Source organism: Paractinoplanes ferrugineus, assembly GCF_016862195.1.
GTDB classification, from domain to species: domain Bacteria; phylum Actinomycetota; class Actinomycetes; order Mycobacteriales; family Micromonosporaceae; genus Actinoplanes; species Actinoplanes ferrugineus.
This window is the reverse complement of the sequence record NZ_BOMM01000003.1, coordinates 290,997-313,707: the sequence shown is the minus strand read 5'-3', so window position 1 is coordinate 313,707 and position 22,711 is coordinate 290,997. Positions and strand designations below refer to the sequence as shown.

Below are 22,711 nucleotides of genomic sequence, written 5' to 3'. Positions count from 1 at the left end.
TTCGGTAGCGTCCGCCGCATGCGCCCCACCCTGTTGGCCGTGGCCCTCGCCGCGGTCGTCCTCGCCGGCTGTGCGGACAAACCGGCCGCCAGCGCCCCGCCGTCCTCGGCGGCGCCGGCCGCGGCCACCACCGCGATCGACTACACCGCCTGGACCAAGGGCACCTCCACCCCGGTCAAGGACCCGATCTACCCGGCCCACGGCAACGCCGCCCTCGACGTGCTGCACTACGACCTCAAGCTCAACTGGGCCCCGAACAGCAAGACCCTTACCGGTACGGCGGTCCTGCGGATCCGCCCGGCCGCCGACGCCGCCTCGATCGACCTCGACTTCAAGCCCTACACGCTCGACAAGGTGACGGTCGACGACACCGAGGTGCCGACGGCCGCGGTGAAGGCCGAGCGCCTGGTGGTGCCGACCGCCGTCACCAAGGACAAGCCGGTCACGCTCACCGTCGTCTACCACGGCCGACCGGCCACCACCCCGATGCCCTCGCACCGCACCGACACCGAGCCGCTCGGTCTGACGATCACCAAGGAGGGCGGCCTCTGGACGATGCAGGAGCCGTTCGGCGCGTTCACCTGGTTCCCGGCCAACGACCAGCCCTCGGACAAGGCCCTCTACGACATCGCGGTGACCGTTCCGGCGGGCTGGTCGGCGATCACCGCCGGCACCCCCGCGGGGCAGCAGGGCAACACGTTCAAGTACAGCAGCGCCGAGCCGATGGCGTCGTACCTGCAGACGCTGGCGGTCGGCAAGTACAAGAAGGCGACCGGTCAGGGCCCGCGTGGCATTCCCCTGACGTACTGGTACCGCGACCAGACCGACGCCAAGATGCTGCCGTCGCTGAAGAAATCGCCGGCCTTTCTGACGTTCCTGGAGAAGCGCTTCGGGCCGTACCCGTTCCCCTCCGGCGGTATCGTGCTCGTCGACTCGGCCTCCGGTATGGAGACCCAGCAGATGATCACGATGGGCCGGGCGGTCGAGAAGTTCGACGCCGCGTCCTTCGAGGAGGACCTGCTCCACGAGTACGCGCACCAGTGGTTCGGCGACGCGGTCACCCCGAGCGGGTGGAACGACCTGTGGCTCAACGAGGGCTGGGCGACCTATGCCCAGTTCCTCTGGGAGCAGGAGCTCTACCACCTGACCGACAAGCAGCTCGAGGACTACCTGCGCAAGACCGACGCCGTGCAGCGCCGCAAGCTCGGTCCGCCGGCCCACCCCAAGGCGGCCAACTTCGCCGAGAGCAACGTCTACATCTGCCCGGCGGCCATGCTCAAGGAGCTCAACGACGCGCTCGGCGACGCCAAGTTCTTCGCCCTGGCCAAGGCGTGGGTGCAGTCGCAGAAGGGCACCCAGCAGACCAGGGCGTCGTTCATCGCGTTCGTCAACAAGCAGACCGGTCGCGATTTCACCAAGCTGATCAACACCTGGCTGGACAGCAAGACGACGCCCGCGTAGCAGGTCAGCGATAACCGAGGTCCGCGAGCGCGGCGACCGTCGCGCTCCGGGCCGCGGCGAACGACGGCACCGCGCGAAGTACGTCCAGGGCGACCGACTCGTAGAAGTCGTCGATCGGCCGGCCGATCCGATTCGTCAGCTCACGAACAGGAACTTCAGGTTCCACGATCCGCTCGACATCCCTCGGCGGGGCCGGCACGCCGAGCTCAGCATCAGGCCAGCGAACGCCAAGCACGGCCCGCAGCGCATCGCCGTCAGCCAGCACCCACGCCTCGGAAATACTGGTTGACCCGCTCGGTGTTGCCGTCCTGGTCTCGATGCACGAAAACGAGGTGGAAGGTGTCCGCGTTCTCCTCGACCTGCTCGATGATCTCCGGAATGGTCGGCGGTCGCTTGCGTTGCCGCAGCACGGCAACCTGGTCGACGTCGACCGCCGAGTTGAGCTCGGTCGCGCAGACGTCCTCGATCATCCGGCGAAGACTGATCGTCGGAGGGGCCTTCGGCGATCAAACCTCGAACTCGGCGATCTCGGCCGGACTGACCAACCGGCCGCGAGGTCGGGGAACTGTGCCGCCCACCGATCCTCATTCGGCGGCAGCGCACGCGCCGACTCCTCCACCACGAAGAGCCTGAGCTGGTCGTGCGTCTCGCGGAGCTCGATGGTCAACTCGTAACGGACCCGAACGGACCGGGGCACCGCCGGCTCCCCGAAGTCGTCGGTGGTGGCGCTGTCGAGGAGCACTTCGACGGCGAACCGCAGCCGGTGGGCTCGTTTGCCGGCCGCACTGTGGTGAAACAGTTCCAGCAGGTCGCCGCGGGCGGACTGGGCCGCTTTCGCGAGCGGTTCGGAGGCGGTGTGGGAGAGGAACCGGAGTGCGTCGAACAGGTTGGACTTCCGGCGCCGTTTCGCCCCAGAACCACCAGGAACGGCGGTAGGTCCAGGGCGAAATCGCGGAACGTCTTGAACCGGTCGATCTCGATCCGAGTGAGCACTCCGGTCCTTTCGACCGCTAGAGGGCCGGCGGCGTGAGGGTCCCGACAGCGGACTCGAGCGCCGCCCCCACCCGGTACATCCGGTCGTCCGCCATGGTCGGCGCCATGATCTGGAAGCCGACCGGCAGTCCCTCGGACAGGCCGCACGGCACCGAGATGGCCGGCCCGCCGTAGAGGTTCGTCGGGATCGTGAACAGGTCGGCGAGGTACATCTGGTAGGGGTCGGAGGTGCGCGACCCGAACGGGAACGCCACGAACGGCGTGGTCGGCGAGACCAGCACGTCGACCTGCTCGAACGCCTTCTGGAAGTCCCGCGTGATGAGCGTGCGGACCTTCTGCGCCTGGCCGTAGTAGGCGTCGTAGTAGCCGCTGCTCAGCGCGTACGTCCCGAGGATGATCCGGCGCTTGACCTCGGGCCCGAAGCCGGCGTCGCGGGTCATCGACATGACCTCCTCGAGCGACCGGTTGCCGTCGTCGCCGACCCGCAGGCCGTAGCGGACGCCGTCGAACCGGGCCAGGTTGGAGGAGCACTCCGACGGGGCGATCAGGTAGTACGCCGGGAGGGCGTACTCGAAGTGCGGGCAGGACACCTCGACGACCTCGGCACCCAGCTTGACCAGCGCCTCCAGCGACTCCCGGAAGGCGGCGGCGACACCGGGCTCGGAACCGTCGCCGGCGAACTCCTTGACCAGGCCGAGCTTGACGCCGGTCAGGTCACCGCTCGCGCCGAGCCGGGCGGCCGCGACCACGTCGGGCACCGGCTGCGGGATGGAGGTCGAGTCGCGTACGTCGTGGCCCGCGATCACCGAGTGCAGCAGCGCCGCGTCCTCGACGTTGCGGGCGCAGGGCCCGGGGGTGTCGAGCGAGGAGGAGAACGCGATCAGGCCGTACCGGGAGGTACCGCCGTAGGTCGGCTTGGCGCCCACGGTGCCGGTGACCGCGCCCGGCTGCCGGATGGATCCGCCGGTGTCGGTGCCGATGGCGAGCGGGGCCTCGTAGGCCGCCAGCGCCGCCGCCGAGCCACCACCCGAACCACCGGGGATGCGCCCGAGGTCCCACGGGTTGTTGGTCGCGCCGTAGGCCGAGTATTCGGTCGAGGACCCCATGGCGAACTCGTCCATGTTGGTCTTGCCGAGCATCACCGTGCCGGCGGCCTGGAGGCGCTCGACGATCGTCGCGTTGTAGGGCGGGCGCCAGCCTTCGAGGATCTTGGAGGCGGCGGTGGTCGGCACCCCCTTGGTGGCGATCACGTCCTTGACCGCGACCGGCACCCCGGCCAGCGGCCCGGTCACCTCGCCCCGGTCGACCCGCTTGGCGGCGTTCAACGCCCCTTCGGCGTCGACGTACAGGAAGGCGTGCACCCGCTCGTCGACCGCGGAGATGCGGTCGAGGTGAGCCTGCGCCACCTCCACCGCCGAGACCTCCTTGGCGGCGATCTTCCCGGCCAGCTCGACAGCCGACATCCTGGTCAGCTCGGACATGCTCACGCCTCCTCGTCCAGGATCCGCGGCACCCGGAACCGGCCCTCGAACGCGTCCGGCGCACCGGAGAGCGCCTCGGCCTGCGTGAGGGAGGGCTGCGGGACGTCGTCGCGGTAGACATTGGTCAGCGGCACCGAGTGCGAGGTGGGCGGAATGTCATCCGCGGCCACCTCGCCGACCCGCGCGACCGACTGCAGGATCACGTCGAGCTGCCCCGCAAACTGATCCAGTTCCTGCTCGGTCACGGCGAGCCGCGACAGGCGCGCGAGATGCGCGACCTCTTCGCGGGAGATGGCGGCCATCATGCCCCTCTTTCTGGATTCGATAGCTGACCGAGAGAGTCTATTTCGGCGTTCAGCGGGGCAGGGCCAGTGGGGTCGGACCGGGCCGCAGCGGGCGGTAGCGGGCCAGCCAGCCGGCGAGCTCGTCCGGCGGCATCGGGCGGGCGTGGAACCAGCCCTGGGCGGCGTGGCAGCCGGCCGCCGCCAGCAGGCGCCAGGTCCGTTCGTCCTCGACCCCCTCGGCCACCGCGCGCAGGCCCAGCGCCTCGGCCAGGTCGATCACCGAGCGGACGATGGCGGCGTCCCCCCGGTCGGTGGCCATCCCGAGGACGAACGACCGGTCTATCTTCACCTCGGCCAGCGGCAGCCGGCGCAGGTGCTGCAACGAGGAGTAGCCGGTGCCGAAGTCGTCCAGGGAGATCGCCACGCCCATGTGGTCGAGGCGGGTGATGGTGTTGAGGACCCGGTGCGGGTCGGCCATCAGGGCGCTCTCGGTGATTTCCAGCTGTAGCAGGTCGGCCGGTACGCCGTACTCGTGCAGCAGTTCGTCGACCTGGTCGGCGATGCCCCCGGCGTGCAGGTCGCGGGCGCTCACGTTGACCGCCGCACGCAGCGGGGTGCCGGCGTCGCGCCATTCCGCCAGTTGGGCGACCACGTCGTGCAGGACCCGGCCGGTCAGCAGTCGCATCACCGGGGTCGGCTCGGCCACCCGGATCAGCTCCTCCGGGCCGACCATGCCGCGCTCGGGATGCTGCCAGCGCAGCAGGGCCTCCACGCCGACCACCTCGCCGGTCGCGATGGCGATCTGCGGCTGGTAGAAGAGCACTATGCCGTCGTCGGGCGCGTCCTCGCGCAGCGCGCGGCGCAGGTCGGCGAGCAGGGTGAGCCGGTCGGGCGAGTGGTGCGCGGCGTCGGGACCGTAGACGGCGACCTGGTCACCGCGTTGCTTGGCGTCGTACATCGCGACCTCGGCCTCGCGCAGCAGCGTGGCGCAGTCGGCGTCGGGTTCGTCCTGCAACGCGATGCCGATCGAGGCGGTCACGTCGACCGGCAGGCCATCGAGGGCGAACGGGCGGTTGAGCGCCTCGGCCAGATGCTGGGCGATCCGCCGGGCCTCGGGGGCACCGTCGACCCGGTTGGCCAGGACCGCGAACTCGTCGCCGCCCAGCCGTACCACCAGGTCGTGGGCGGGCACCACGTCGGTGAGGCGGCGGCCGACCTCGACGAGCAGCCGGTCGCCGACCCGATGTCCGAGCGCGTCGTTGACGGCCCGGAACCGGTCGATGTCGAGCAGCAGCAGCGCTCGTTCGCGACCGCCTTCGCCGACCGTCGACTGGAGAGCGCGGCGGTTGGGCAGGCCGGTGAGCGCGTCCACCCGGGCGGCCCGCTCCGACTCCCCGGCCGACCGCACCATCCGGTGCACCGCGTGCAGCGCCAGCAGGACGAGTGGCACGAACGTCAGCCCGACCTGCGCGGTGGCCAGCACCACCGGTCCGAGCAGCAGCAACGCCGCGGTGGCCAGCACCTCGACGCCCGGCCGGCGGGCCCGGCCGCGGCGACGGTGCGACCCGACCCGGGCCACCAGCGCGGCAAGGCCGTAGCGGGCGAGGATCCAGGCGGCGGCCGCGGCCACGGTCAGCAGCGCGTCGTCCCAGCCGGGCTGAGGCCCGATGCGCAGGGAGACGGCGGCGGCAACGATGGCCGCCGCGCCGATCGCCACTGCATGCTGCACTCCCAGATGAAGCGAGCGACGGACCGGTTGCCGCATCCGCACCCCGGCCACGGTGACGGCGACGAGCTGCACCGCCAGTGCCGGCACGAATCCCCAGGCCAGCGCGATGGCGAAGGTGAAGCAGATCGACGGCAGGATGACCGAGCTGGATCGCCGGTCGGCCAGGACGTAGGGCCGCGCATCGACCACCACGGCCAGCGCTGCCATGAGCCAGTACGCCCCCGGCAGGGCCGCGAACGTCGCCGACGCGCAGGCCCAGAGCACAAGATCGACCACGAGCACGAACACCGTCGTCACGAGGAGCGCGCGACGCCGCTCGACCGAGGCCCACCCGGGGTCCTGGTCGGGACTGCGACGGCGTGCGGCGTCCATGCGACCTCCACAGTGCGGGATCAACCGATTGTTTTCACGATAGATCCGCATTGTCCGTTGGCCGCCAAACGGCTAGGGCGTTATCAAATCGGCATAAGCCTCCAAACGCTCAAACCCTGATAGTTCCGTCTTCCGAGTGACACCCCAGGTCATTCGTCGGGGGCCAGCTCGGCCACCGCCCGGGCGGCCTCCGGCCCCTCGGCGAGCAGGACGGCGAAGCCCTCTTCGTCAAGCACCGGGACTTTCAACTGCAACGCCTTGTCGTATTTGCTGCCCGGGTTGTCCCCCACCACCACGAACGCGGTCTTCTTCGACACCGAGCCGCTGACCTTGCCGCCCCGCGACGTCACGGCCTCGGTGGCCTGGTCGCGCGAGTGGGTCGACAGCGTGCCGGTCACCACCAGGGTCAGGCCCTCCAGCGGGCGTGGACCCTCGTCGACCCGTTCGTCGACCATCCGGACGCCGGCCTCGCGCCATTTGCGAATGATGTCGCGGTGCCAGCCGACCGTGAACCACTCGCGCAGGCTGACCGCGATCGTCGGGCCGACGCCCTCGACCGAGGAGAGCGGATCGGGCTCGGCCTTGGGCTTGCGCTTGGGGGATTCCTCGTCGGCCGGCGGCTCCTCGACCGGCGCCGGTGGCGGGCTCTGCACCACCCGCTCGATCGCCTCCATCGAGCCGAACTCGCGCGCCAGGGCCTGTGCCGCCGTCGGGCCCACGTGCCGGATGGACAGGGCGACGAGCACCCGCCAGAGCGGCTGTTCCTTGGCTTTCTCCAGGTTTTCCAGCAGGCGGACCGCGTTGCTGCCGAGGCTGCCGTCCTGGTTGACGAAGAACGGCGAGCGGCGCAGCTGCTCCTCGGTGAGCGCGAACAGGTCGCCCTCGTCGGTGATCACCTGCGAGTCGAGCAGAGCCTGGCCCGCCTTGTAACCGAGCACCTCGATGTCGAAGCCGCCGCGCCCGGCCAGATGGAACACCCGCTCGCGCAACTGCGACGGGCAGGACCGGGTGTTGGGACACCGGATGTCGATGTCGCTCTCCTTGGCCGGCGCCAGCTCGGTGCCGCAGGAGGGACAGTGGGTCGGCATCACAAACGCCCGAGCATCGTCGGGCCGCAGGTCGATCACCGGGCCGAGCACCTCGGGGATGACGTCACCGGCCTTGCGCAGCACGATCGTGTCGCCGATCAGCACACCTTTGCGCTCCACCTCACGGGCGTTGTGCAGGGTGGCCAGCGCGACGGTGGAACCGGCCACCTTGACCGGCGCGAGGACGGCGAACGGGGTGACCCGGCCGGTGCGCCCGACATTCACCGAGATGTCGAGGAGCTTGGTGGTGACCTCCTCGGGCGGGTATTTGTAGGCGATCGCCCAGCGCGGCGCCCGGCTGGTCGAGCCGAGCCGGCCCTGGATCGACACCGAGTCGACCTTGACCACCACGCCGTCGATCTCGTGCTCGACGTCGTGGCGGTGCTCGCCGTAATAGGCGATGAACTCGCGCACCCCGGCCAGGTCGTCGACGAGTTTCCACCGGTCGCTCGTCGGCAGGCCCCACGCCTTCAGCGCCTCGTAGGCGTGCGACTGCGACGTCGGGGCGAAGCCGACGCGGGCGCCGATGCCGTGCACGACCATGCGCAGGCCCCGCGACGCGGTGATCCGCGGATCCTTCTGCCGGAGGCTGCCGGCGGCGGCGTTGCGCGGGTTGGCGAACGGCGCCTTGCCCTGCTCGACGAGCGACGCGTTGAGGTCGGCGAACGCGGACACCGGGAAGTAGATCTCGCCGCGCACCTCGAGCAGCTCGGGCAGGTTGTCGCCGGTCAACCGCTCGGGGATGGCGCGAATGGTGCGCACGTTGGGAGTGACATCCTCACCCGTGCGCCCGTCGCCCCGGGTCGCGCCCCGGACCAGCTTGCCCTTCTCATATGTCAGGTTGATCGCCAGACCGTCGACCTTGAGCTCGCAGATGAACTCGGTCGGCCCACCGGCGTCCCGGATCGTGCGCTCGGCCCAGCCGGCCAGTTCGTCCTCGTCGAAGACGTTGTCGAGCGAGAGCATCCGCTCGGCGTGCTCGACCGGGGTGAACAGCGTGGAGAACGTGCCGCCGACGTTCTGGGTGGGCGAATCGGGCGTGCGCAGTGCCGGGAACTCCTCCTCCAACGCCTGCAGCTCACGCAGCAGCCGGTCGAAGTCGGCGTCGGCGATGGTGGGCGAGTCGAGCACGTAATAGCGGTATTGGTGGCCGCGAACCTCTTCGCTGAGCGCCGCGTGCCGCGCGCTGGCCTCGGACGTCGGGTCCTTACCGGCGGCCGCCTCCTGCTCCGGGGTGGGCGCGGCCACCTCCACGACTTCCTGTTTGTCGGCCACCACAACCTCCGGTCTCGCGTGAGATACGAGAAACGGTAGTCGCCTGGTACGACATTTTCGCGGCCCGCGTCAGGCCTCGGCGAGCCGCCGGCCGGCCTCCCGGCAGGCGATCAGCGCGGCCCGGACATAGGCCGGCGAAGCTCCCGCGAGTCCGCATGCCGGGGTGACGACGACCTGCCGGGCCGCCTTCGCCGGCGAGAACCCGAGCCGCGACCACAGCTTGCGGACCCGCTCGGCCGCCTGCTTCCCGTCCGGCTTGGGCCCGGAGGTCGGCACCGCACCGGCGAAGAGACCGACGCCGGCCTCGATCGCCTCACCCAGCGGATCAAGATCTTTGAGCAGCGCGAGGTCGAGCGCGAAGCCGGCGACCCGGGCATCCCGGAAAACCCGCAGCGGTACGCCCGGAGCACAGCAGTGCGCCACGACCGGTACGCCCACCGCCTCGACGATCGTCCGCAGCGCCGTGGCGGCGTCCGCTGCCTCGACCGCGCGATAGGAGCTCAGGCCGCTCTCCGTCGGCACCTGCCCGGCGAGAACCGACGGCAGCGACGGCTCGTCGAGCTGGAGCAGCACGGTCGCTCCCGGCAGCCGTTTGCGCACGTCGTCGACGTGCCGCCGGAGGCCCTCGGCAAGCGAGTCGGTGAGATCGCGCACCGCACCGGGGTCGCGCAGCACCCGCCCGCCGATGAGCATCTCGAGGCCGGCCGCGAGCGTCCACGGCCCGGCCGCCTGCACCTTGAAGACGCCGGTGAAGCCGTCGCCCTGCTCGGTCATCTGGTCGAGGTCGCGTTCGAGCAGGTCGGCCGTGCGGCGCAGATCCTGGCCCGGGCGGGGCGCCAGCTGCCAGCGGCCGGCGTAGAGCTGCACCGGCAGATCGACCAGGAACCCGGCGCTGCGCCCGAGGATGTCGGCGCCCGGCCCGCGTTCCGGCAGCTCCGGCAGGTGTGGCAGGTCGGGCAGCTCACCCAGGACGACGCGCTGCGCCTCGACGATGTCGGTGCCGGGCAGCGAGCCGATCCCGGTGGCCGCCCCGGCCGGCCAGGCGAAGTCAGACACGCGCGGTCTCCAGGTCGGCCGAGCGGACGCCGGCGGTGATCGTCGCCGAGCCGAGCACGATGTCGCCGCCCGCGTCGCGCCGGTAGGCCACGATCGCCTGACCGGCGGCGACGCCCCGGGCCGGCTCGTGCAGCCGGGCCGTCAGCGCGTCGCCGGCCACCGTGACCGTCGCGGGGACGACCTCGCCGTGCGCGCGGAGCTGCACCTCGCACTCGACCGGGGTCGACTCGCCGTGCCAGATGACCTTGGCCGCGGTGACCGTGTCGACCGCCAGCTCCTCGCGCGAGCCGACCGTCACCGTGTTGGTCTTCGGGGTGATCGAGAGGACGTAGCGCGGTCGTCCGTCGGGCGCGGGCACCCGCAGGTCGAGGCCTTTACGCTGGCCGATCGTGTAGGCGTAGGCGCCGCCGTGGGTGCCGAGCTTCTCGCCCGTACGCGAATCGACGATGTCACCCGGCGCCGAGCCCAGCCGGCGCTCCAGAAAGCCCTTGGTGTCGCCGTCGGCGATGAAGCAGATGTCATGCGAATCGGGCTTTTCCGCCACCGCGAGGCCGCGCTCGGCAGCCTCCTCGCGCACTCGAGCCTTGGTCGAGTCGCCCAGCGGGAAGACGGACCGGTCGAGCTGCGCCCGGGTCAGCACGGCGAGCACGTAGGACTGGTCCTTCGGCAGGTCGACGCTGCGGCGGAGCAGGCCGTCGGCGCCCAGCCGGGCGTGGTGCCCGGTGACCACCGCGTCGAAGCCCAGGGCGACCGCGCGGTCGAGCACCGCGGCGAACTTGATCTTCTCGTTGCAGCGCAGGCAGGGATTGGGGGTACGCCCCGCGGCGTATTCGGCGACGAAGTCGTCCACCACGTTCTCGTGGAACTGGTCGGCCATGTCCCAGACATAGAACGGGATGCCGATCACATCCGCGGCGCGCCGGGCGTCGCGGGAGTCTTCCAGGGTGCAACAGCCCCGCGCGCCGGTCCGGTACGTCTGGGGGTTTCGGGCCAGCGCGAGGTGCACGCCGGTGACGTCGTGGCCCGCCTCGTGGGCGCGCGCGGCGGCGACAGCGGAATCGACACCGCCGGACATGGCCGCAAGTACTCGCATGTCTTGAAGACTACTAGCGCGGAGTTTTCCACGCGGTGGCGCGGCGGGCCCGCTCGACCGCCCCCGGCAACGCCGCCAGCAAGGCGTCGACGTCATCGATCGTGCTGGTGTGCCCGAGGGTGAAGCGAAGCGACGAACGCGCCCGGTCGTCGTCGGCGCCCATCGCGAGGAGCACGTGGCTCGGCTGCGCGACGCCGGCCGAGCAGGCCGAGCCGGTCGAGCAGAAGACGCCCTGGGCGTCGAGGAGCAGGAGCAGGGCGTCGCCCTCGCAGCCGGGAAAGCTGAAGTGGGCGTTGCCGGGCAGCCGGTCGGCGGGATCGCCGTTGAGGATCGCGTCGGGCACGGCGGCCCGGACCCGCTGGACGAGCTCGTCACGCAGCTCGCCGACCCGGGCGGCGTAGTCTTCCCGGCCCTTGACCGCCGACTCCACCGCCACCGCGAAGGCGGCCACGCCGGCCGTGTCGAGGGTGCCGGAGCGGACGTCGCGTTCCTGGCCGCCGCCGTGCAGCAGCGGGGTGCACGGCACGTCGCGGCCCAGCAGCAGGGCGCCCACGCCGACCGGTCCGCCCAGCTTGTGGCCGGTCACGGTGAGCGCCGCGGCGCCGCTCGCGGCGAAGTCGACCGGAATCTGCCCGACCGCCTGCACGGCGTCGGTGTGGAACGGGATGCCGGCGTCGGCGGCGAGCCGGGCGAGGGCGTGGATCGGCTGGACGGTGCCGACCTCGTTGTTCGCCCACTGGACGCTGATCACGGCGATCTCGTCGCGGTAGCGCGCGATCCGCTCGGCCAGCCGCTCCGGGTCGACCCGGCCCTGCTGGTCGACCGGCAGCAGGTCGGCCACCGCGCCCTCGTGTTTGCCGAGCCAATCGACCGCGTCGAGCACGGCGTGGTGTTCGACCGCGGAGGCGATCACCCGGGTGCGGTTGAGCGAACTCGCCCGCTGCGCCCAGAAAACGCCCTTCGTCGCCAGGTTGTCGCTTTCCGTGCCGCCACTCGTGAAGATCACTTCGGAGGGGCGGGCGCCGAGCGCGGCGGCGATGCGTTCGCGAGATTCCTCGACCAGCCGGCGGGCGGAGCGCCCAGCGGCATGCAATGAAGACGGGTTACCGACCGAGCGGGCAGCGGAGGCGTAAGCCTCGAGCGCTTCCTCGAGCATCGGGGTGGTCGCCGCGTGATCCAGATAGGCCATCAATCGCAAAGCTTATGCCTTGCCCGGCGGGGTTCCCTCGGGCAGAGAGCGGAGGGTGCGCAAGCGCACCCTCCGCGGGGCCTCACTTGCGCTTGCGGATCTCCTCGGCGGCTTGCGGTACGACCTTGAACAGGTCACCGACGACGCCGTAATCGGCCAGCTCGAAGATCGGCGCCTCGGCGTCCTTGTTGACCGCGACGATCGTCTTCGAGGTCTGCATGCCGGCCCGGTGCTGGATCGCGCCGGAGATGCCCAGAGCCACGTAGAGCTGCGGGGACACGGTCTTGCCGGTCTGCCCGACCTGGAACTGGTGCGGGTAGAAGCCGGAGTCGACGGCCGCCCGGGACGCCCCGACGGCGCCGCCGAGCAGGTCGGCGAGCTCCTCGACGAGCTTGAAGTTGTCCCCGCTGCCGACGCCGCGGCCGCCGGAGACCACGATCGAGGCCTCGGTGAGCTCGGGCCGGGAGCCCTTCTTCTCAGCCACCCGCTCGACGACCTTGGTGAGCTTGTCGGCGTCGTCGACCGCGACGGTCAACTGCTCGACCGTGCCGGCGGCCGGGGCCGCCTCGGGGGTGGTCGAGTTGGGGCGGATCGTGATGATCGGCAGGCCCTTGGTGACCTTGGACTTCACCACCGCGCTGCCGGCGAAGATGCCCTGCGTGGCGGTGCCGTCGGCGTCGACCGCGACGGCGTCGGTGAGCAGACCGTTGTCCAGCTTGACGGCCAGCCGGCCGGCGATCTCCTTGCCTTCCTGGGTCGCACCGAGCAGCACGGCCGCCGGCTGCACCTGCTTGACCAGCGAGGCGACGACGGTGGCCTTGGGCGCCACCAGGTAATCCTCGACGTCCGCACCGGCCGCGACGTAGATCTTCTCGGCGCCGTACTCGGCGAGCTTGGCGGTGTCCGCCTCGCCGAACACCACGGCGCTCGGCGTGCCCAGCGCGCGGGCGACGGTCAGCATCTCGAGCGTGACCTTCTTGACGCCGGCCTCGACGACAACCAGAACCTCAGCCATGACCGACCCCTCTCAGACGAACTTCTCGTTGGTGAGGTACGCGACGAGCTGCGCGCCGCCGTCGCCCTCGTCGGTGACCTTGGTGCCGCCGCTGCGCTCGGGACGCTTGGCGAACTCCAGCACCTGGCTGGTGGCGCCGGCCGTGCCCACCTCGTCGGCGGAGATCCCCAGGTCGGCCAGCGAGAGGGTCTGCACCGGCTTCTTCTTGGCGGCCATGATGCCCTTGAAGGACGGGTAGCGCGGCTCGTTGATGGTGTCCCACACGCTCACCACGGCCGGGGTGGCGGCGGTGACGACCTCGTAGCCCTCGTCGGTCTGCCGCTCGGCGGTGAGCTGGTTGCCCTCGACGGTCAGCTTGCGCGCGCCGGTGAGCGCGGCGATGCCCAGGCGCTCGGCCAGCATGTGCGGCATGACCTGCACGCGGCCGTCGGTCGACTCGGCGCCGGCGATGATCACATCGGCGTTCAGCGTGCCGAGGGCGGCGGCGAGCACCTTGGAGGTGGCCACGGCGCAGGAGCCGTGCAGCGCGTCGTCGGTCACGTGGACCGCCTTGTCGGGGCCCATCGAGAGCGCCTTGCGGATGGACTCGGTGGCTCCGGCGGGACCCATGGTCAGCACCGTGACCTCACCGCCGTGCGCCTCTTTGATCTTCAGCGCCTCTTCGATGGCGTATTCGTCCATCTCGTTGATCACATTGCTCGCCGAGGCGCGATCAACCGTGTTGTCGCTCGCCAACTCGCGCGACGAGCCGGAGTCGGGCACCTGCTTCACCAAAACGACGATGTTCATCGCGCTCCTACGACCTCCTGTTTTGAACGCACCGTTGCGGTCGAACGCCTTCTGGAAGGTTACCCGCCAGTAGCTTAGGCGTGACAGCAACCCAGAGTGACACACCTCACCATGATGGGCTGAGGAGGTGTCGCGACATGTCCATCCAACTCGCTCCACTGCTCGACGAGTTTCGCTCGCCTGTCCCCCACTCTGTACCACGTCCGCTGAGCCCGACGATGGAGTCCCATGGTCGGACCGGCCCGGACTCGCCGTGGTGCCGCTGCGGACGGTCCCGGGAGTCGTGCGTCAGTGACGAAGTCCGCAGTCTCTGGACGCACCTTCTTGACCTGACCGGTCAATAATCGATCGGTGCTCGGTGACCTGCGACAGTGGTTCGACCCGGAGAAGCAGCCCACCGTCGGCCGCACCCCCGACTACCGGTTCTCGCTGGCCAACGAACGCACGTTCCTGGCCTGGATCCGCACCGGCCTGGCCCTGGTCGCCGGCGGCCTGGCCTGCGCCCAGTTCCTCCCCCCGCTGCCGGTCGCGCACCTGCGTGAAGTGATCTCGATCGCCCTGCTGCTGCTCGGCGGGGTGGTGGCGTTGCGCGCGGTCGACCACTGGGCGCGCACCGAGCGCGCGATGCGGCTCGGCCAGGAACTGCCCGGCTCCAAGTTCCCGGCGATCCTGGCCCTGATGGTGGCGGCCGGCGCCCTGCTCCTGGTCGTCGCGGTGGCCATCAAAGCGGTCCGATGAGACCGGTCCGGCCGAGAAGACCGGCGGGGTGAGCCCCGACCCGGGCGCCTCGGCCGAGCGCACCCGGCTGGCCTGGCGGCGCACCGGCATGTCGGCCACGGCCGTCTGCCTGCTCGCCGCGCGACCCGCGTTCCGGCCCGACGCCGGGGCGCTCACCTGGCTCACGGCGGCCCTCGCGATGGCGGCATGGGTGGCGATGATCGGACTCGCGTACCGCCGCTCGTACGCCCTGCGTCGCACCCCGCCGCAGCCCGCCCGGCGGGCCGTGCCCGCCTACGCATTGATCGCCGCCACCATCGCGGTGCTCGGCGGGCTGGTTGTCATGCTCTAGTCGTCGCCGAAGCGGCAGGAGCGAGTCATCATTGGCCCATGGTGCGGGTGTTCATCTTCCTGGCTGCTGCGCAGCTGGTCCTCTTTGTGCTGGCGCTGATCAGCGTGCTGTCCGCCGATCGCGTGCGCAACGCGCCGCGCGCCCTCTGGGTGCTTCTCATCGTCGTGCTTCCGCTGGTGGGTCCGATCGCCTACTTCCTGGCCGGCCGGCCGCGGCCGGTGCCGCAGGAGGGCGCGCCACCCCGGCGCGGCCGGGGGCGCCCGTCCGCACCGGACGACGACGCCGACTTCCTGCGGAAGATGGACAGCGACCAGTCCCGCCGCGACCGGGAAACCCTTGCCCAGTGGGAGAAGGAGTTCAGAAAGAACCGCGACGACGAAAAATAGTCAGGCGAGGTTGGAGCTGCGGGGGTAGGCGTCGGCCGGGTCGGTCAGCACGTTCACCAGGTACGGAACGTTGGCGTCGAAGGCTCGGGCCAGCGCCGGGCCGAGGTCGGCCGACTTCTCGACCGTCTCGCCGGCCCCGCCGAGGGCCCGCACCACGTCGTCGTAACGCAGGCCGGGCTGCAGGTCGGCGGCCACGTCGTAGCCGTACATCGCGTTCATCGGGTGCTTCTCCAGGCCCCAGATGCCGTTGTTGCCGACCACCATCACGACCGGCAGCTTCTGGCGCACCAGCGACTCGACGTCCATCAGGGAGAACCCGGCCGCGCCGTCGCCGAAGAGCACGCAGATCTGCCGGTCGGGGTAGGTGACCCGGGCCCCCATCGCGTAGCCCATGCCGGTGCCGAGGCAGCCGTACGGGCCCGGGTCGAGCCACGTGCCGGGCTGGGCCGGTTCGAGGAAACGACCGGCGTAGGAGACGAAGTCGCCGCCGTCGCCGATGGTCACCGCGTCGGCGGCCAGGACCTTGCGCAGTTCGCCGTAGACCCGGGCGGGTTTGATCGGGTCGGTGTCGGCCGCCATCGCCTCGGCGTCGCGCGCCTTTCCGGCGTCCTCGGCGGCCCGCAGTCCCTGGATCCACTCGGTGTGCTCGGCGGTCTTCTCGGCCAGCGCGGCGAGAATCCGGCGCAGGTCGCCGGCGGGTGAGACGGCCGGGGTGACATGGGTGGCGCGCTGCGTCGGGGCGTCCACGATGTGCACGACCTGGGCCTCGCCGAACTCGCCGAACCCGAGCCGGAAATCGAGCGGCGTGCCGATCACGCAGACCACGTCGGCCTCGTTGAAGGCCGCCCGCCGGGCCTTGGCGAACGCGAGCGGGTGCGTCGGCGGCAGCGCGCCGCGGCCCATGCCGTTGGTGAAGACCGGCACCTGCAGCGCCTCGGCGGCGGCCCGCAGCTCGTCGATCGCGCCGCCGCCCCAGACGTCGGAGCCGGAGATGATGACCGGCCGTTGCGCTTTGCACAGCAGCTCGGCCGCGCGCGCGACCTCGTCGGGGTCGGCCTCGAGGACCGGCACGGCGGGCGCCCCGGGCGCGGCCGCCTCGCCGCTGGAGAAGACCACTTCGAGCGGCAGGTCGAGGAAGGCGGGCCCGCGGTGGGCGGTGAGCGCCGCGGTCAGCGCCGCCCCGATCTCGCCGGGGATGGCATCGGTCTCGGTGACCGTGCCGGCGTATTTGGTGACCGGCGCGACCAGCGGCACGTGGTCGAACTCCTGCAGACTGCCCGAGCCCCAGCGGAACTGCGGGGCACGCCCACCCAGCACGAGCACCGGCGAGGCGTTGAAGAACGCGCTTGTCAGTCCGGAGATGCCGTTGGTGACGCCGGGGCCGGCGGTGAGCACCGCGAGGCCCGGCCGGCGCTGCAGCTTGGCGACCGCCTCGGCGGCGAACACCGCGGACTGTTCGTGCCGCACGTCGTAGATCGGGAAGCCGGCCTTGTGCGCGGCGTCGTAGAGCGGGAAGACGTGCCCGCCGGAGAGGGTGAACATCTCCTTCACCCCGAACGCCCGCAGTGCCGCCAGAGCCAGATCGCCGCCGTGTCCCTCGATCACCTCAGCCATGCCGTCAACCTACTACCCGGTAGCCCGCTAGCTCCCGGCAGACAACCCGGCGAAGCGGAGGATGTCCTCGTAGACGTGCACCGCGTCCTGCTCGATCGACTCACCGTTGCCGTAACCGTAGGCCAGCACGAGTGCGGCCACCGGAACCGCGAGCATCACCAGGAAACTGAGCAGCACCTGGACGAAGCGCACGAATCCGCCACGCCGCTTCCGGGGCTTCGCGGCCTTGGCGACCCGCGCCGCCGGCCGGACCGGGGTCACCGGCTGCGAACGCGTCACGGGCGTCGTGCGCACCGGCGCCGACGAGATCGGCCGGGCCGACGAGATCGGCCGAGCGGGCGACATCGGCCGGGCGGACGGCCGGGCCGGGGACATCGGCCGGCCCGCGCTCGGCGTCGGATCCGGCGGCGGCGGGGGTACGCGAAGAGGACCGTCGAACCGCGGTTTCGGGGTCGCGACCGTGGCATGCGGGTCGGGAATCCAGGTGCCGTGCGCGGCATCGGGCCACGGGTCGACCGGCGGCTGCAAGCCCGTCGTGCCGGGCACGTGCTGCGCCAGGATGCTGCGCGGCACCGGCACGGTCTCGGCGTCGTCCGGCTCGGGGGCCGCGGGCGGAGCCGACGCCGGGACGGCGATGCTCTCGGCGCGCCGGCTCGACACCAGGCGCAGCTCGGCGGTCGGGCCGGGGGCGGCCGCTCCGGTGGTCAGCAGGGCGGCGTCGGCGAGGATGCTGCCCTCGGCCACCACCAGCTCGGGCTGCTCGATCACCACCGGCGCCTCGCCCAGCTCACGGTGCAGCAGGGTGGCGACGAGCGGGATGCGACTGGCCCCGCCGACCAGGAACACCCCGGCCAGCCGCCCCTCGGCCAGGTCGGCCCAGCGGAGCAGGCCCTGGGTGATGCGGACGGTCTGGTCGAGCACCGGCCGGGCGAGGGTCTCCAGCTCGTCGCGAGTCAGATGGACCTCGGTGTCGAGCAGCGGCACCACGAAGTCGGCGGACTGGGCGCGGGACAGCCGCTCCTTGGCGATGCGTACGTCGTCCCACAGCTGACGGCGGGCGCGGCGCTCCTCGATCGTGGTCGGCTCGAGCAGCCGCTGCCACTCGTCGGTGCGCAGGTGCTCGACGATGGCGGCGTCGATGTCGAGGCCGCCGATGTCGTCGCGGCCGTCGACGGCCATCACCTCGAACCCGGACGCGGTGCGGGCGACCACGCTGGCGTCGAACGTGCCGGCCCCGAAGTCGTGCACCACCACTACCGAGCCGATCGGCACGTCCCGGCCGAGCACCTCGGCGAAGTAGGTCGCGGCCGCCACCGGCTCGGCGACCAGTCGCGCACCCGCCAGACCGGCCCGGGCGGCGGCCTCGGCGAGCAGCGTGCGGCGGGCCGCGCCCCAGGTCGCCGGGCAGGTCAGGGTCACGTCGGTCTCGACCGGGCCGACCGTGCGGTGCCATTCCTCGGCGACCCGGGCCAGCACCGCCTCGATCAGGTCGACGATCGGCAGCTCCTGGTCGCCGAGCAGCACGGTGCCGTCGTCGATGCGCCGCTTCGGGTTGGGCTCGAAGCGGGCCGGGTCGAGGCGGGCGCTGTGCACGGCGTCGCGGCCCACGTTGAGCAGGCCGCCGGGCTCGGCGTAGACAGCGGAGGGCAGCAGCGGCGAGCCGTCGACCAGGATCGGGCGGGCCCGGCCGTCGGGCCAGCGCGCCACCGCGACGGTGTTGGACGTGCCGAAGTCCACGCCGAGGGCGTGCCGCTTCGGGCCCCCTGGGTCGTTGGCCATGCGCTGAGTCTAGGGGGTCCTCGCTTCTAGACGATCTTCCAACGCGGCGCGTGACGAGCCGTGCGCAAGCAGCGAACCAGAGTGTCGTCCGAGGTGAACCCGAACGCCCCGGCGGGCACGCAGAGATCGCCGACGGTGACCGGCCGCTGCACCGGGCCGCCCGGCGGAACGGTCGGGGGGCGGGGCGGCAGGAACGGATTTCCGGAGCCGGGCGTGGGGCCGGGGGGCCGGGCCGATGGGCTCGGCCCGAGCAGCGTCATCGGCGACCGGGTGGCGAGGCCGGGCGGGGCCGGGGGCGGCGCGGTCCGGGAGCGGCCCGACCCGGCGGTGTTCCGGCGCTTCGGCTTGCCGGTCGCGGTCGCCGCGCGGGAACTGGGCGCGGCGCTTGACGGCGGCTCGAAGCTCCTGGTCGCGGTCACCGGCGGGGCCAGCGGCGGCTCGGCCAGCTGGTCGGCGCGGGGCTGCGCGCCGGACCGGCCCAGCGTGAGGTAACCGACGAGCGCGCAGAGCAGCGCTTGCCCCAGCACAAGGGCAACCGCCACACGCACAGTGCGGCGGACTCGGCGCGTGGCGGTCACCGATTCCACATCGACGGACTTTATGGCACCCGATCGATGGAAGCGAGCATCAACGCCCGGTAAATGTGGGCTTACGTTTCGCGACGAACGCCGACGTGCCCTCGGCCCGGTCGTCGGTGGCGAACAGCGAGGCGAACAGCTGCGACTCCAGGGCCAGGCCGGAGGCGAGATCCATGCTCAGGCCGGCGTCGATCGCCTGCTTGGCGGCACGCAGGGCCAGGGCGGGCCCGGTCACGAACGGCCGGACCAGCTCGATCGCGGTCGAGTAGACCTCGGCGGCGGGGACGACCCGGTCGGCCAGGCCGATCCGCAGCGCCTCCTCGGCGTCCACCATCCGGCCGGAGAAGATCAGATCCTTCGCCTTGGCCGGGCCGACCAGGCGGGCCAGCCGCTGGGTGCCACCGGCGCCCGGGATCAGGCCGAGCTTGATCTCCGGCTGGCCGAGCTTGGCGTCCTCGGCCACCACCCGCCAGTCGCAGGCCAGGGCCAACTCACAGCCGCCACCCAGGGCATAACCGGTGATCGCGGCGACCACCGGCTTGGGGATGCGGGCCACCGAGTCGAACGCACCGGACAGCGCACCGGCCCGGACCACCATGTCCTGGTAGCTCTGGGTGGTGAACTCGGTGATGTCGGCGCCCGCGGCGAACACCTTCGGTCCGCCGTACACGATGACCGCCTTGACCTCCGCGGAGCCGGCGGCGGAATGCGCGGCCTCCCGCAGCTCTTCTTGCACCTGGGTGTTGAGTGGGTTCATCGGGGGCCGATCCAGCCGGATGGTGCCGATGCCGTCGCTGATCTCCAGCTTCACGAACTCGCCCACGAAACACGCCTCCCTGAGTGTTTGGTTACGCCAGAGCCTACGACGGGTACGGAGAGTGCATGACCACCTACTACCGGGATCCGGACGTCCGGATCACCTCGGCGGGCATCCGGATGGCCGGACGCGACTTCGCTCCGGCCGAGCTCATCCAGGTGTGGCACAGGCGCGGTCGCCGGTCCTGGGGCAAGATCGCGGGCCGGGGCATGATCGGCATGGCGATGCTGCTGCCGATCGCGGTGGGGCTGCTGGGGGTGGGGGTGGCGCTGGTGATCGACGCCTCGACGCCGGTGACGGTGGGGCTGATCGGCGGCGGCATCCTGATCGGCCTGGCCTCCGCGCCGCTCGCCGACATCCTGCTCGAGCAGGTCGACCGCTCGCACGACCGGGGCAGCCGGGAGCTGGAGATCTGGGCCCGCACCGCGACCGGCGACGTGCGGCTGCTGCGGACCGCGGACGCGTCCCGCTTCGGCCGCATCTACCGGGCCCTGCAGCGCGCACTCGAACCGGCCGGAGTTACCCGCCGGTAGGATTCCGATCATGAACAAGCAGGCGGTAGGACTGGCCGGGATGCTGGCCGCGATGGGAACGCTGCACTTCGTGGCGCCGAAGCCGTTCGACTCGCTCGTGCCGAGATCGCTTCCCGGCTCGCCGCGCACCTGGACCTACCTCAGCGGGGTCGCCGAACTGGCGGTCGCGGCGGCCGTCGCGCACCCCCGCACCCGTCGCCTCGGCGGGCTGGCCGCCGCCGCGCTGTTCGTCGGCGTCTTCCCGGCGAACGTCAAGATGGCCTACGACTGGCGCAACGCGCCGCCGAGCCGGCGGGCGATCGCCTACGGCCGGCTGCCGCTGCAGGTGCCGCTCGTGCTCTGGGCCCGCCGCGTCGCCCGCTGAACGTCGGCCGGGCCGGTCAGCCCTGGAAGATCTCGTCGATCTCGGTCCGGGTGGGCAGGGCATTCGACGCCCCAAGCTTGCGTACGCACGCCGCGCCGGCCGCGTTGGCCCAGCGCACCGCCTCGATCAGGTCGCGACCCTCGCCCCACGCCACGGCCAGCGCGCCGGTGAACGCGTCACCGGCGGCCGTGGTGTCGGTCGGCTCGACCTTGAAGGCGGGCACGAACTCGTCGCGCCCGTCCCGCTCGGCATAGCGCGAGCCGGAACCGCCGAGGGTCAGCACCACCCGCGGCACGAGCGCGAGCAGGGCGGCCATGTCGGGTGACTGCGAATCGGTGATCGTCTGCGCCTCGAGCTCGTTGACCACCAGCAGGTCGACGTTGGCGAGCAGGTCGGCGGGCAGTTCCCGGGCGGGCGCCGCGTTCAGGATCGTCCGGGTGCCACCGGCGCGGGCCGCCGTGCAGGCCGCGGTGACCGTCTCGACCGGGATCTCCAGCTGGCAGAGCAGCACGTCGCCGCCCGCGATCAGCCGCGCCTCGTCCTCGTTGAGGTTGGTGAAGGTGCTGTTGGCGCCGGGCGACACCAGGATCGCGTTCTCCCCGGCGTGGTCCACCATGATCACGGCCACCCCGGAGGCGCCGTAACTGGTGCGCACGTGGGTGACGTCCACCCCGGCGGCGTGCAGCCGGGCGTTGAGCGTCACGCCGAACGAGTCGGAGCCGATCGCGCCCAGGAACACCGACCCGCTGCCCGCCCGCGCCGCGGCGATCGCCTGGTTGGCGCCCTTGCCGCCGGGCATCATCACGAAATCGCTGCCGAGCACGGTCTCGCCCGGCAGCGGCAGCCGCTCGGCGATCCCGACCAGGTCCATGTTGGCGCTGCCGGCCACCACGATGCGCGGCGCCACCTAAGCCGCCCGCGCCGCGTAACGGTCGCCGAACCGGTCCACGACCAGCGGCAGGCCGAACGTCTTGGACAGGTTGTCGGCGGTCATCACCTCGCCGAGCGGGCCCGCCGCCACGATCGCGCCCTCACGCAGCAGCATCGCGTGGGTGAACCCGGGCGGGATCTCCTCGACGTGGTGGGTCACCAGCACCATGGCCGGCGAGTCGGGGTCGAGGGCCAGCTCGGTCAGCCGGGCGATCAGGTCCTCCCGGCCGCCCAGGTCGAGGCCCGCGGTCGGCTCGTCGAGCAGCATCAGTTCCGGGTCGGTCATCAGCGCTCGGGCGATCAGGGTGCGCTTGCGCTCGCCCTCGGAAAGCGTGCCGAACTCGCGGTCGACCAGCGAGCCCATGCCGAGCTGGCCGAGCAGTTGGCGGGCGCGGCCCTCGTCCTGCGGGTCGTAGCTCTCCCGCCAGCGGCCCACCACCGACCAGGCGGCCGTGACGACCACGTCGAGGACCCGCTCGTCGGCCGGCAGGCGCTCGCCGAACTGGCCCGTCGACAGGCCGATGCGCATGCGCAGCTCGTTGACGTCGGTGCGGCCGAGGCGCTCACCCAGCACGAACGCCGTGCCGCGCGACGGGTGCAGCCGGCCCGAGGCCAGGTTGAGCAATGTGGTCTTGCCCGCTCCGTTCGGCCCCAGGACCACCCAGCGCTCATCCAGCTCCACCTGCCAGGACAGTCCCCGGACCAGATGGTTTCCACTGCGGATGACGCTGACCCGGTCGAACGCGATGACGGTGTCGTCGTGGGGCGGGATTCGTACGGCAGGCTCGAGCACGGCTTCATCCTTCCACGCCGCCC

General features: G+C 71.6%; 23 protein-coding genes. 6 read left to right on the top strand and 17 right to left on the bottom strand.

What is annotated here, in order from left to right:
• The first annotated feature begins 18 nt into the window (after nucleotides 1–18).
• Nucleotides 19–1,461 (top strand): M1 family metallopeptidase, encoded by a 1,443-nt coding sequence (locus tag Afe05nite_RS04245; RefSeq protein ID WP_203815603.1) that lies wholly within the window; start codon nucleotides 19–21, stop codon nucleotides 1,459–1,461.
• A gap of 4 nt (nucleotides 1,462–1,465) precedes the next feature.
• On the opposite strand, the gene Afe05nite_RS04240 is transcribed toward Afe05nite_RS04245, so the two are convergent.
• From Afe05nite_RS04240 to Afe05nite_RS04190, 11 genes are all read right to left on the bottom strand, one after another.
• Nucleotides 1,466–1,627, bottom strand: coding sequence for a hypothetical protein (locus tag Afe05nite_RS04240; protein ID WP_203815602.1), 162 nt, complete (start codon nucleotides 1,625–1,627; stop codon nucleotides 1,466–1,468).
• An 88-nt stretch (nucleotides 1,628–1,715) separates the two neighbouring features.
• Nucleotides 1,716–1,931 (bottom strand): hypothetical protein, encoded by a 216-nt coding sequence (locus tag Afe05nite_RS04235; RefSeq protein WP_203815601.1) that lies wholly within the window; start codon nucleotides 1,929–1,931, stop codon nucleotides 1,716–1,718.
• A 540-nt stretch (nucleotides 1,932–2,471) separates the two neighbouring features.
• Nucleotides 2,472–3,935 (bottom strand): Asp-tRNA(Asn)/Glu-tRNA(Gln) amidotransferase subunit GatA, encoded by a 1,464-nt coding sequence (gatA, locus tag Afe05nite_RS04230; protein ID WP_203815600.1) that lies wholly within the window; start codon nucleotides 3,933–3,935, stop codon nucleotides 2,472–2,474.
• Between the two features lie 2 nt (nucleotides 3,936–3,937).
• Entirely contained in the window at nucleotides 3,938–4,237 is a 300-nt protein-coding gene (gene gatC / locus Afe05nite_RS04225) for an Asp-tRNA(Asn)/Glu-tRNA(Gln) amidotransferase subunit GatC (RefSeq protein WP_203815640.1), read from the bottom strand.
• A 52-nt stretch (nucleotides 4,238–4,289) separates the two neighbouring features.
• Nucleotides 4,290–6,320: a putative bifunctional diguanylate cyclase/phosphodiesterase gene (locus Afe05nite_RS04220; RefSeq protein ID WP_438867549.1), complete on the bottom strand. Its 2,031-nt coding sequence runs from the start codon at nucleotides 6,318–6,320 to the stop codon at nucleotides 4,290–4,292.
• Nucleotides 6,321–6,469: 149 nt separating this feature from the next.
• Nucleotides 6,470–8,662, bottom strand: a complete 2,193-nt coding sequence (ligA, locus tag Afe05nite_RS04215) for an NAD-dependent DNA ligase LigA (RefSeq protein WP_203815638.1) — start codon at nucleotides 8,660–8,662, stop codon at nucleotides 6,470–6,472.
• A 90-nt stretch (nucleotides 8,663–8,752) separates the two neighbouring features.
• The gene (locus Afe05nite_RS04210) at nucleotides 8,753–9,739 is read right to left on the bottom strand and encodes a methionine synthase (RefSeq protein WP_203815599.1); all 987 of its coding nucleotides are present in this window, start codon (nucleotides 9,737–9,739) and stop codon (nucleotides 8,753–8,755) included.
• Nucleotides 9,732–10,832: a tRNA 2-thiouridine(34) synthase MnmA gene (gene mnmA / locus Afe05nite_RS04205; RefSeq protein WP_203815598.1), complete on the bottom strand. Its 1,101-nt coding sequence runs from the start codon at nucleotides 10,830–10,832 to the stop codon at nucleotides 9,732–9,734. The genes Afe05nite_RS04210 and mnmA overlap by 8 nt, the downstream gene beginning before the upstream one ends.
• Nucleotides 10,833–10,845: 13 nt before the next feature.
• On the bottom strand, nucleotides 10,846–12,021 hold the full coding sequence (locus Afe05nite_RS04200; RefSeq protein ID WP_203815597.1) for a cysteine desulfurase family protein: 1,176 nt from the start codon (nucleotides 12,019–12,021) through the stop codon (nucleotides 10,846–10,848).
• A gap of 82 nt (nucleotides 12,022–12,103) precedes the next feature.
• On the bottom strand, nucleotides 12,104–13,036 hold the full coding sequence (locus Afe05nite_RS04195; protein WP_203815596.1) for an electron transfer flavoprotein subunit alpha/FixB family protein: 933 nt from the start codon (nucleotides 13,034–13,036) through the stop codon (nucleotides 12,104–12,106).
• A gap of 12 nt (nucleotides 13,037–13,048) precedes the next feature.
• Nucleotides 13,049–13,825 (bottom strand): electron transfer flavoprotein subunit beta/FixA family protein, encoded by a 777-nt coding sequence (locus tag Afe05nite_RS04190; protein ID WP_203815595.1) that lies wholly within the window; start codon nucleotides 13,823–13,825, stop codon nucleotides 13,049–13,051.
• A 351-nt stretch (nucleotides 13,826–14,176) separates the two neighbouring features.
• Here Afe05nite_RS04190 and Afe05nite_RS04185 point away from each other — a divergent pair, with 351 nt between their 5' ends.
• The 3 genes from Afe05nite_RS04185 to Afe05nite_RS04175 are packed head-to-tail and all read left to right on the top strand — an operon-like array spanning nucleotide 14,177 to nucleotide 15,280.
• Nucleotides 14,177–14,563 (top strand): YidH family protein, encoded by a 387-nt coding sequence (locus Afe05nite_RS04185; RefSeq protein ID WP_203815594.1) that lies wholly within the window; start codon nucleotides 14,177–14,179, stop codon nucleotides 14,561–14,563.
• A 28-nt stretch (nucleotides 14,564–14,591) separates the two neighbouring features.
• The gene (locus Afe05nite_RS04180) at nucleotides 14,592–14,894 is read left to right on the top strand and encodes a DUF202 domain-containing protein (protein WP_203815593.1); all 303 of its coding nucleotides are present in this window, start codon (nucleotides 14,592–14,594) and stop codon (nucleotides 14,892–14,894) included.
• Nucleotides 14,895–14,932: 38 nt separating this feature from the next.
• Complete coding sequence (locus Afe05nite_RS04175; protein WP_203815592.1) at nucleotides 14,933–15,280, top strand: PLDc N-terminal domain-containing protein; 348 nt, start codon at nucleotides 14,933–14,935, stop codon at nucleotides 15,278–15,280.
• On the opposite strand, the gene Afe05nite_RS04170 is transcribed toward Afe05nite_RS04175, so the two are convergent.
• The 4 genes from Afe05nite_RS04170 to Afe05nite_RS04155 form a co-directional block, all read right to left on the bottom strand.
• Nucleotides 15,281–16,894, bottom strand: coding sequence for an acetolactate synthase (locus tag Afe05nite_RS04170; protein WP_203815591.1), 1,614 nt, complete (start codon nucleotides 16,892–16,894; stop codon nucleotides 15,281–15,283).
• A gap of 27 nt (nucleotides 16,895–16,921) precedes the next feature.
• A complete protein-coding gene (locus tag Afe05nite_RS04165) occupies nucleotides 16,922–18,673 on the bottom strand; it encodes an Hsp70 family protein (protein ID WP_203815590.1) in 1,752 nt (583 codons plus the stop codon).
• A 26-nt stretch (nucleotides 18,674–18,699) separates the two neighbouring features.
• Complete coding sequence (locus tag Afe05nite_RS04160; protein WP_203815589.1) at nucleotides 18,700–19,215, bottom strand: hypothetical protein; 516 nt, start codon at nucleotides 19,213–19,215, stop codon at nucleotides 18,700–18,702.
• An 85-nt stretch (nucleotides 19,216–19,300) separates the two neighbouring features.
• Entirely contained in the window at nucleotides 19,301–20,074 is a 774-nt protein-coding gene (locus tag Afe05nite_RS04155) for an enoyl-CoA hydratase/isomerase family protein (RefSeq protein ID WP_203815588.1), read from the bottom strand.
• 59 nt (nucleotides 20,075–20,133) lie between these two features.
• Between Afe05nite_RS04155 and Afe05nite_RS04150 the strand changes: the two genes are divergently transcribed.
• On the top strand, nucleotides 20,134–20,601 hold the full coding sequence (locus Afe05nite_RS04150; RefSeq protein ID WP_203815587.1) for a DUF6232 family protein: 468 nt from the start codon (nucleotides 20,134–20,136) through the stop codon (nucleotides 20,599–20,601).
• A 10-nt stretch (nucleotides 20,602–20,611) separates the two neighbouring features.
• A complete protein-coding gene (locus Afe05nite_RS04145; protein ID WP_239117535.1) occupies nucleotides 20,612–20,965 on the top strand; it encodes a DoxX family protein in 354 nt (117 codons plus the stop codon).
• A gap of 16 nt (nucleotides 20,966–20,981) precedes the next feature.
• Here the strand turns inward: Afe05nite_RS04145 and Afe05nite_RS04140 are convergent, their stop codons facing one another.
• Together Afe05nite_RS04140 and Afe05nite_RS04135 are read right to left on the bottom strand one after the other, a co-directional pair.
• Nucleotides 20,982–21,872, bottom strand: coding sequence for a ribokinase (locus Afe05nite_RS04140; RefSeq protein ID WP_203815586.1), 891 nt, complete (start codon nucleotides 21,870–21,872; stop codon nucleotides 20,982–20,984).
• Entirely contained in the window at nucleotides 21,873–22,688 is an 816-nt protein-coding gene (locus Afe05nite_RS04135; RefSeq protein WP_203815585.1) for an ABC transporter ATP-binding protein, read from the bottom strand.
• Between the last annotated feature and the right edge of the window lie 23 nt (nucleotides 22,689–22,711).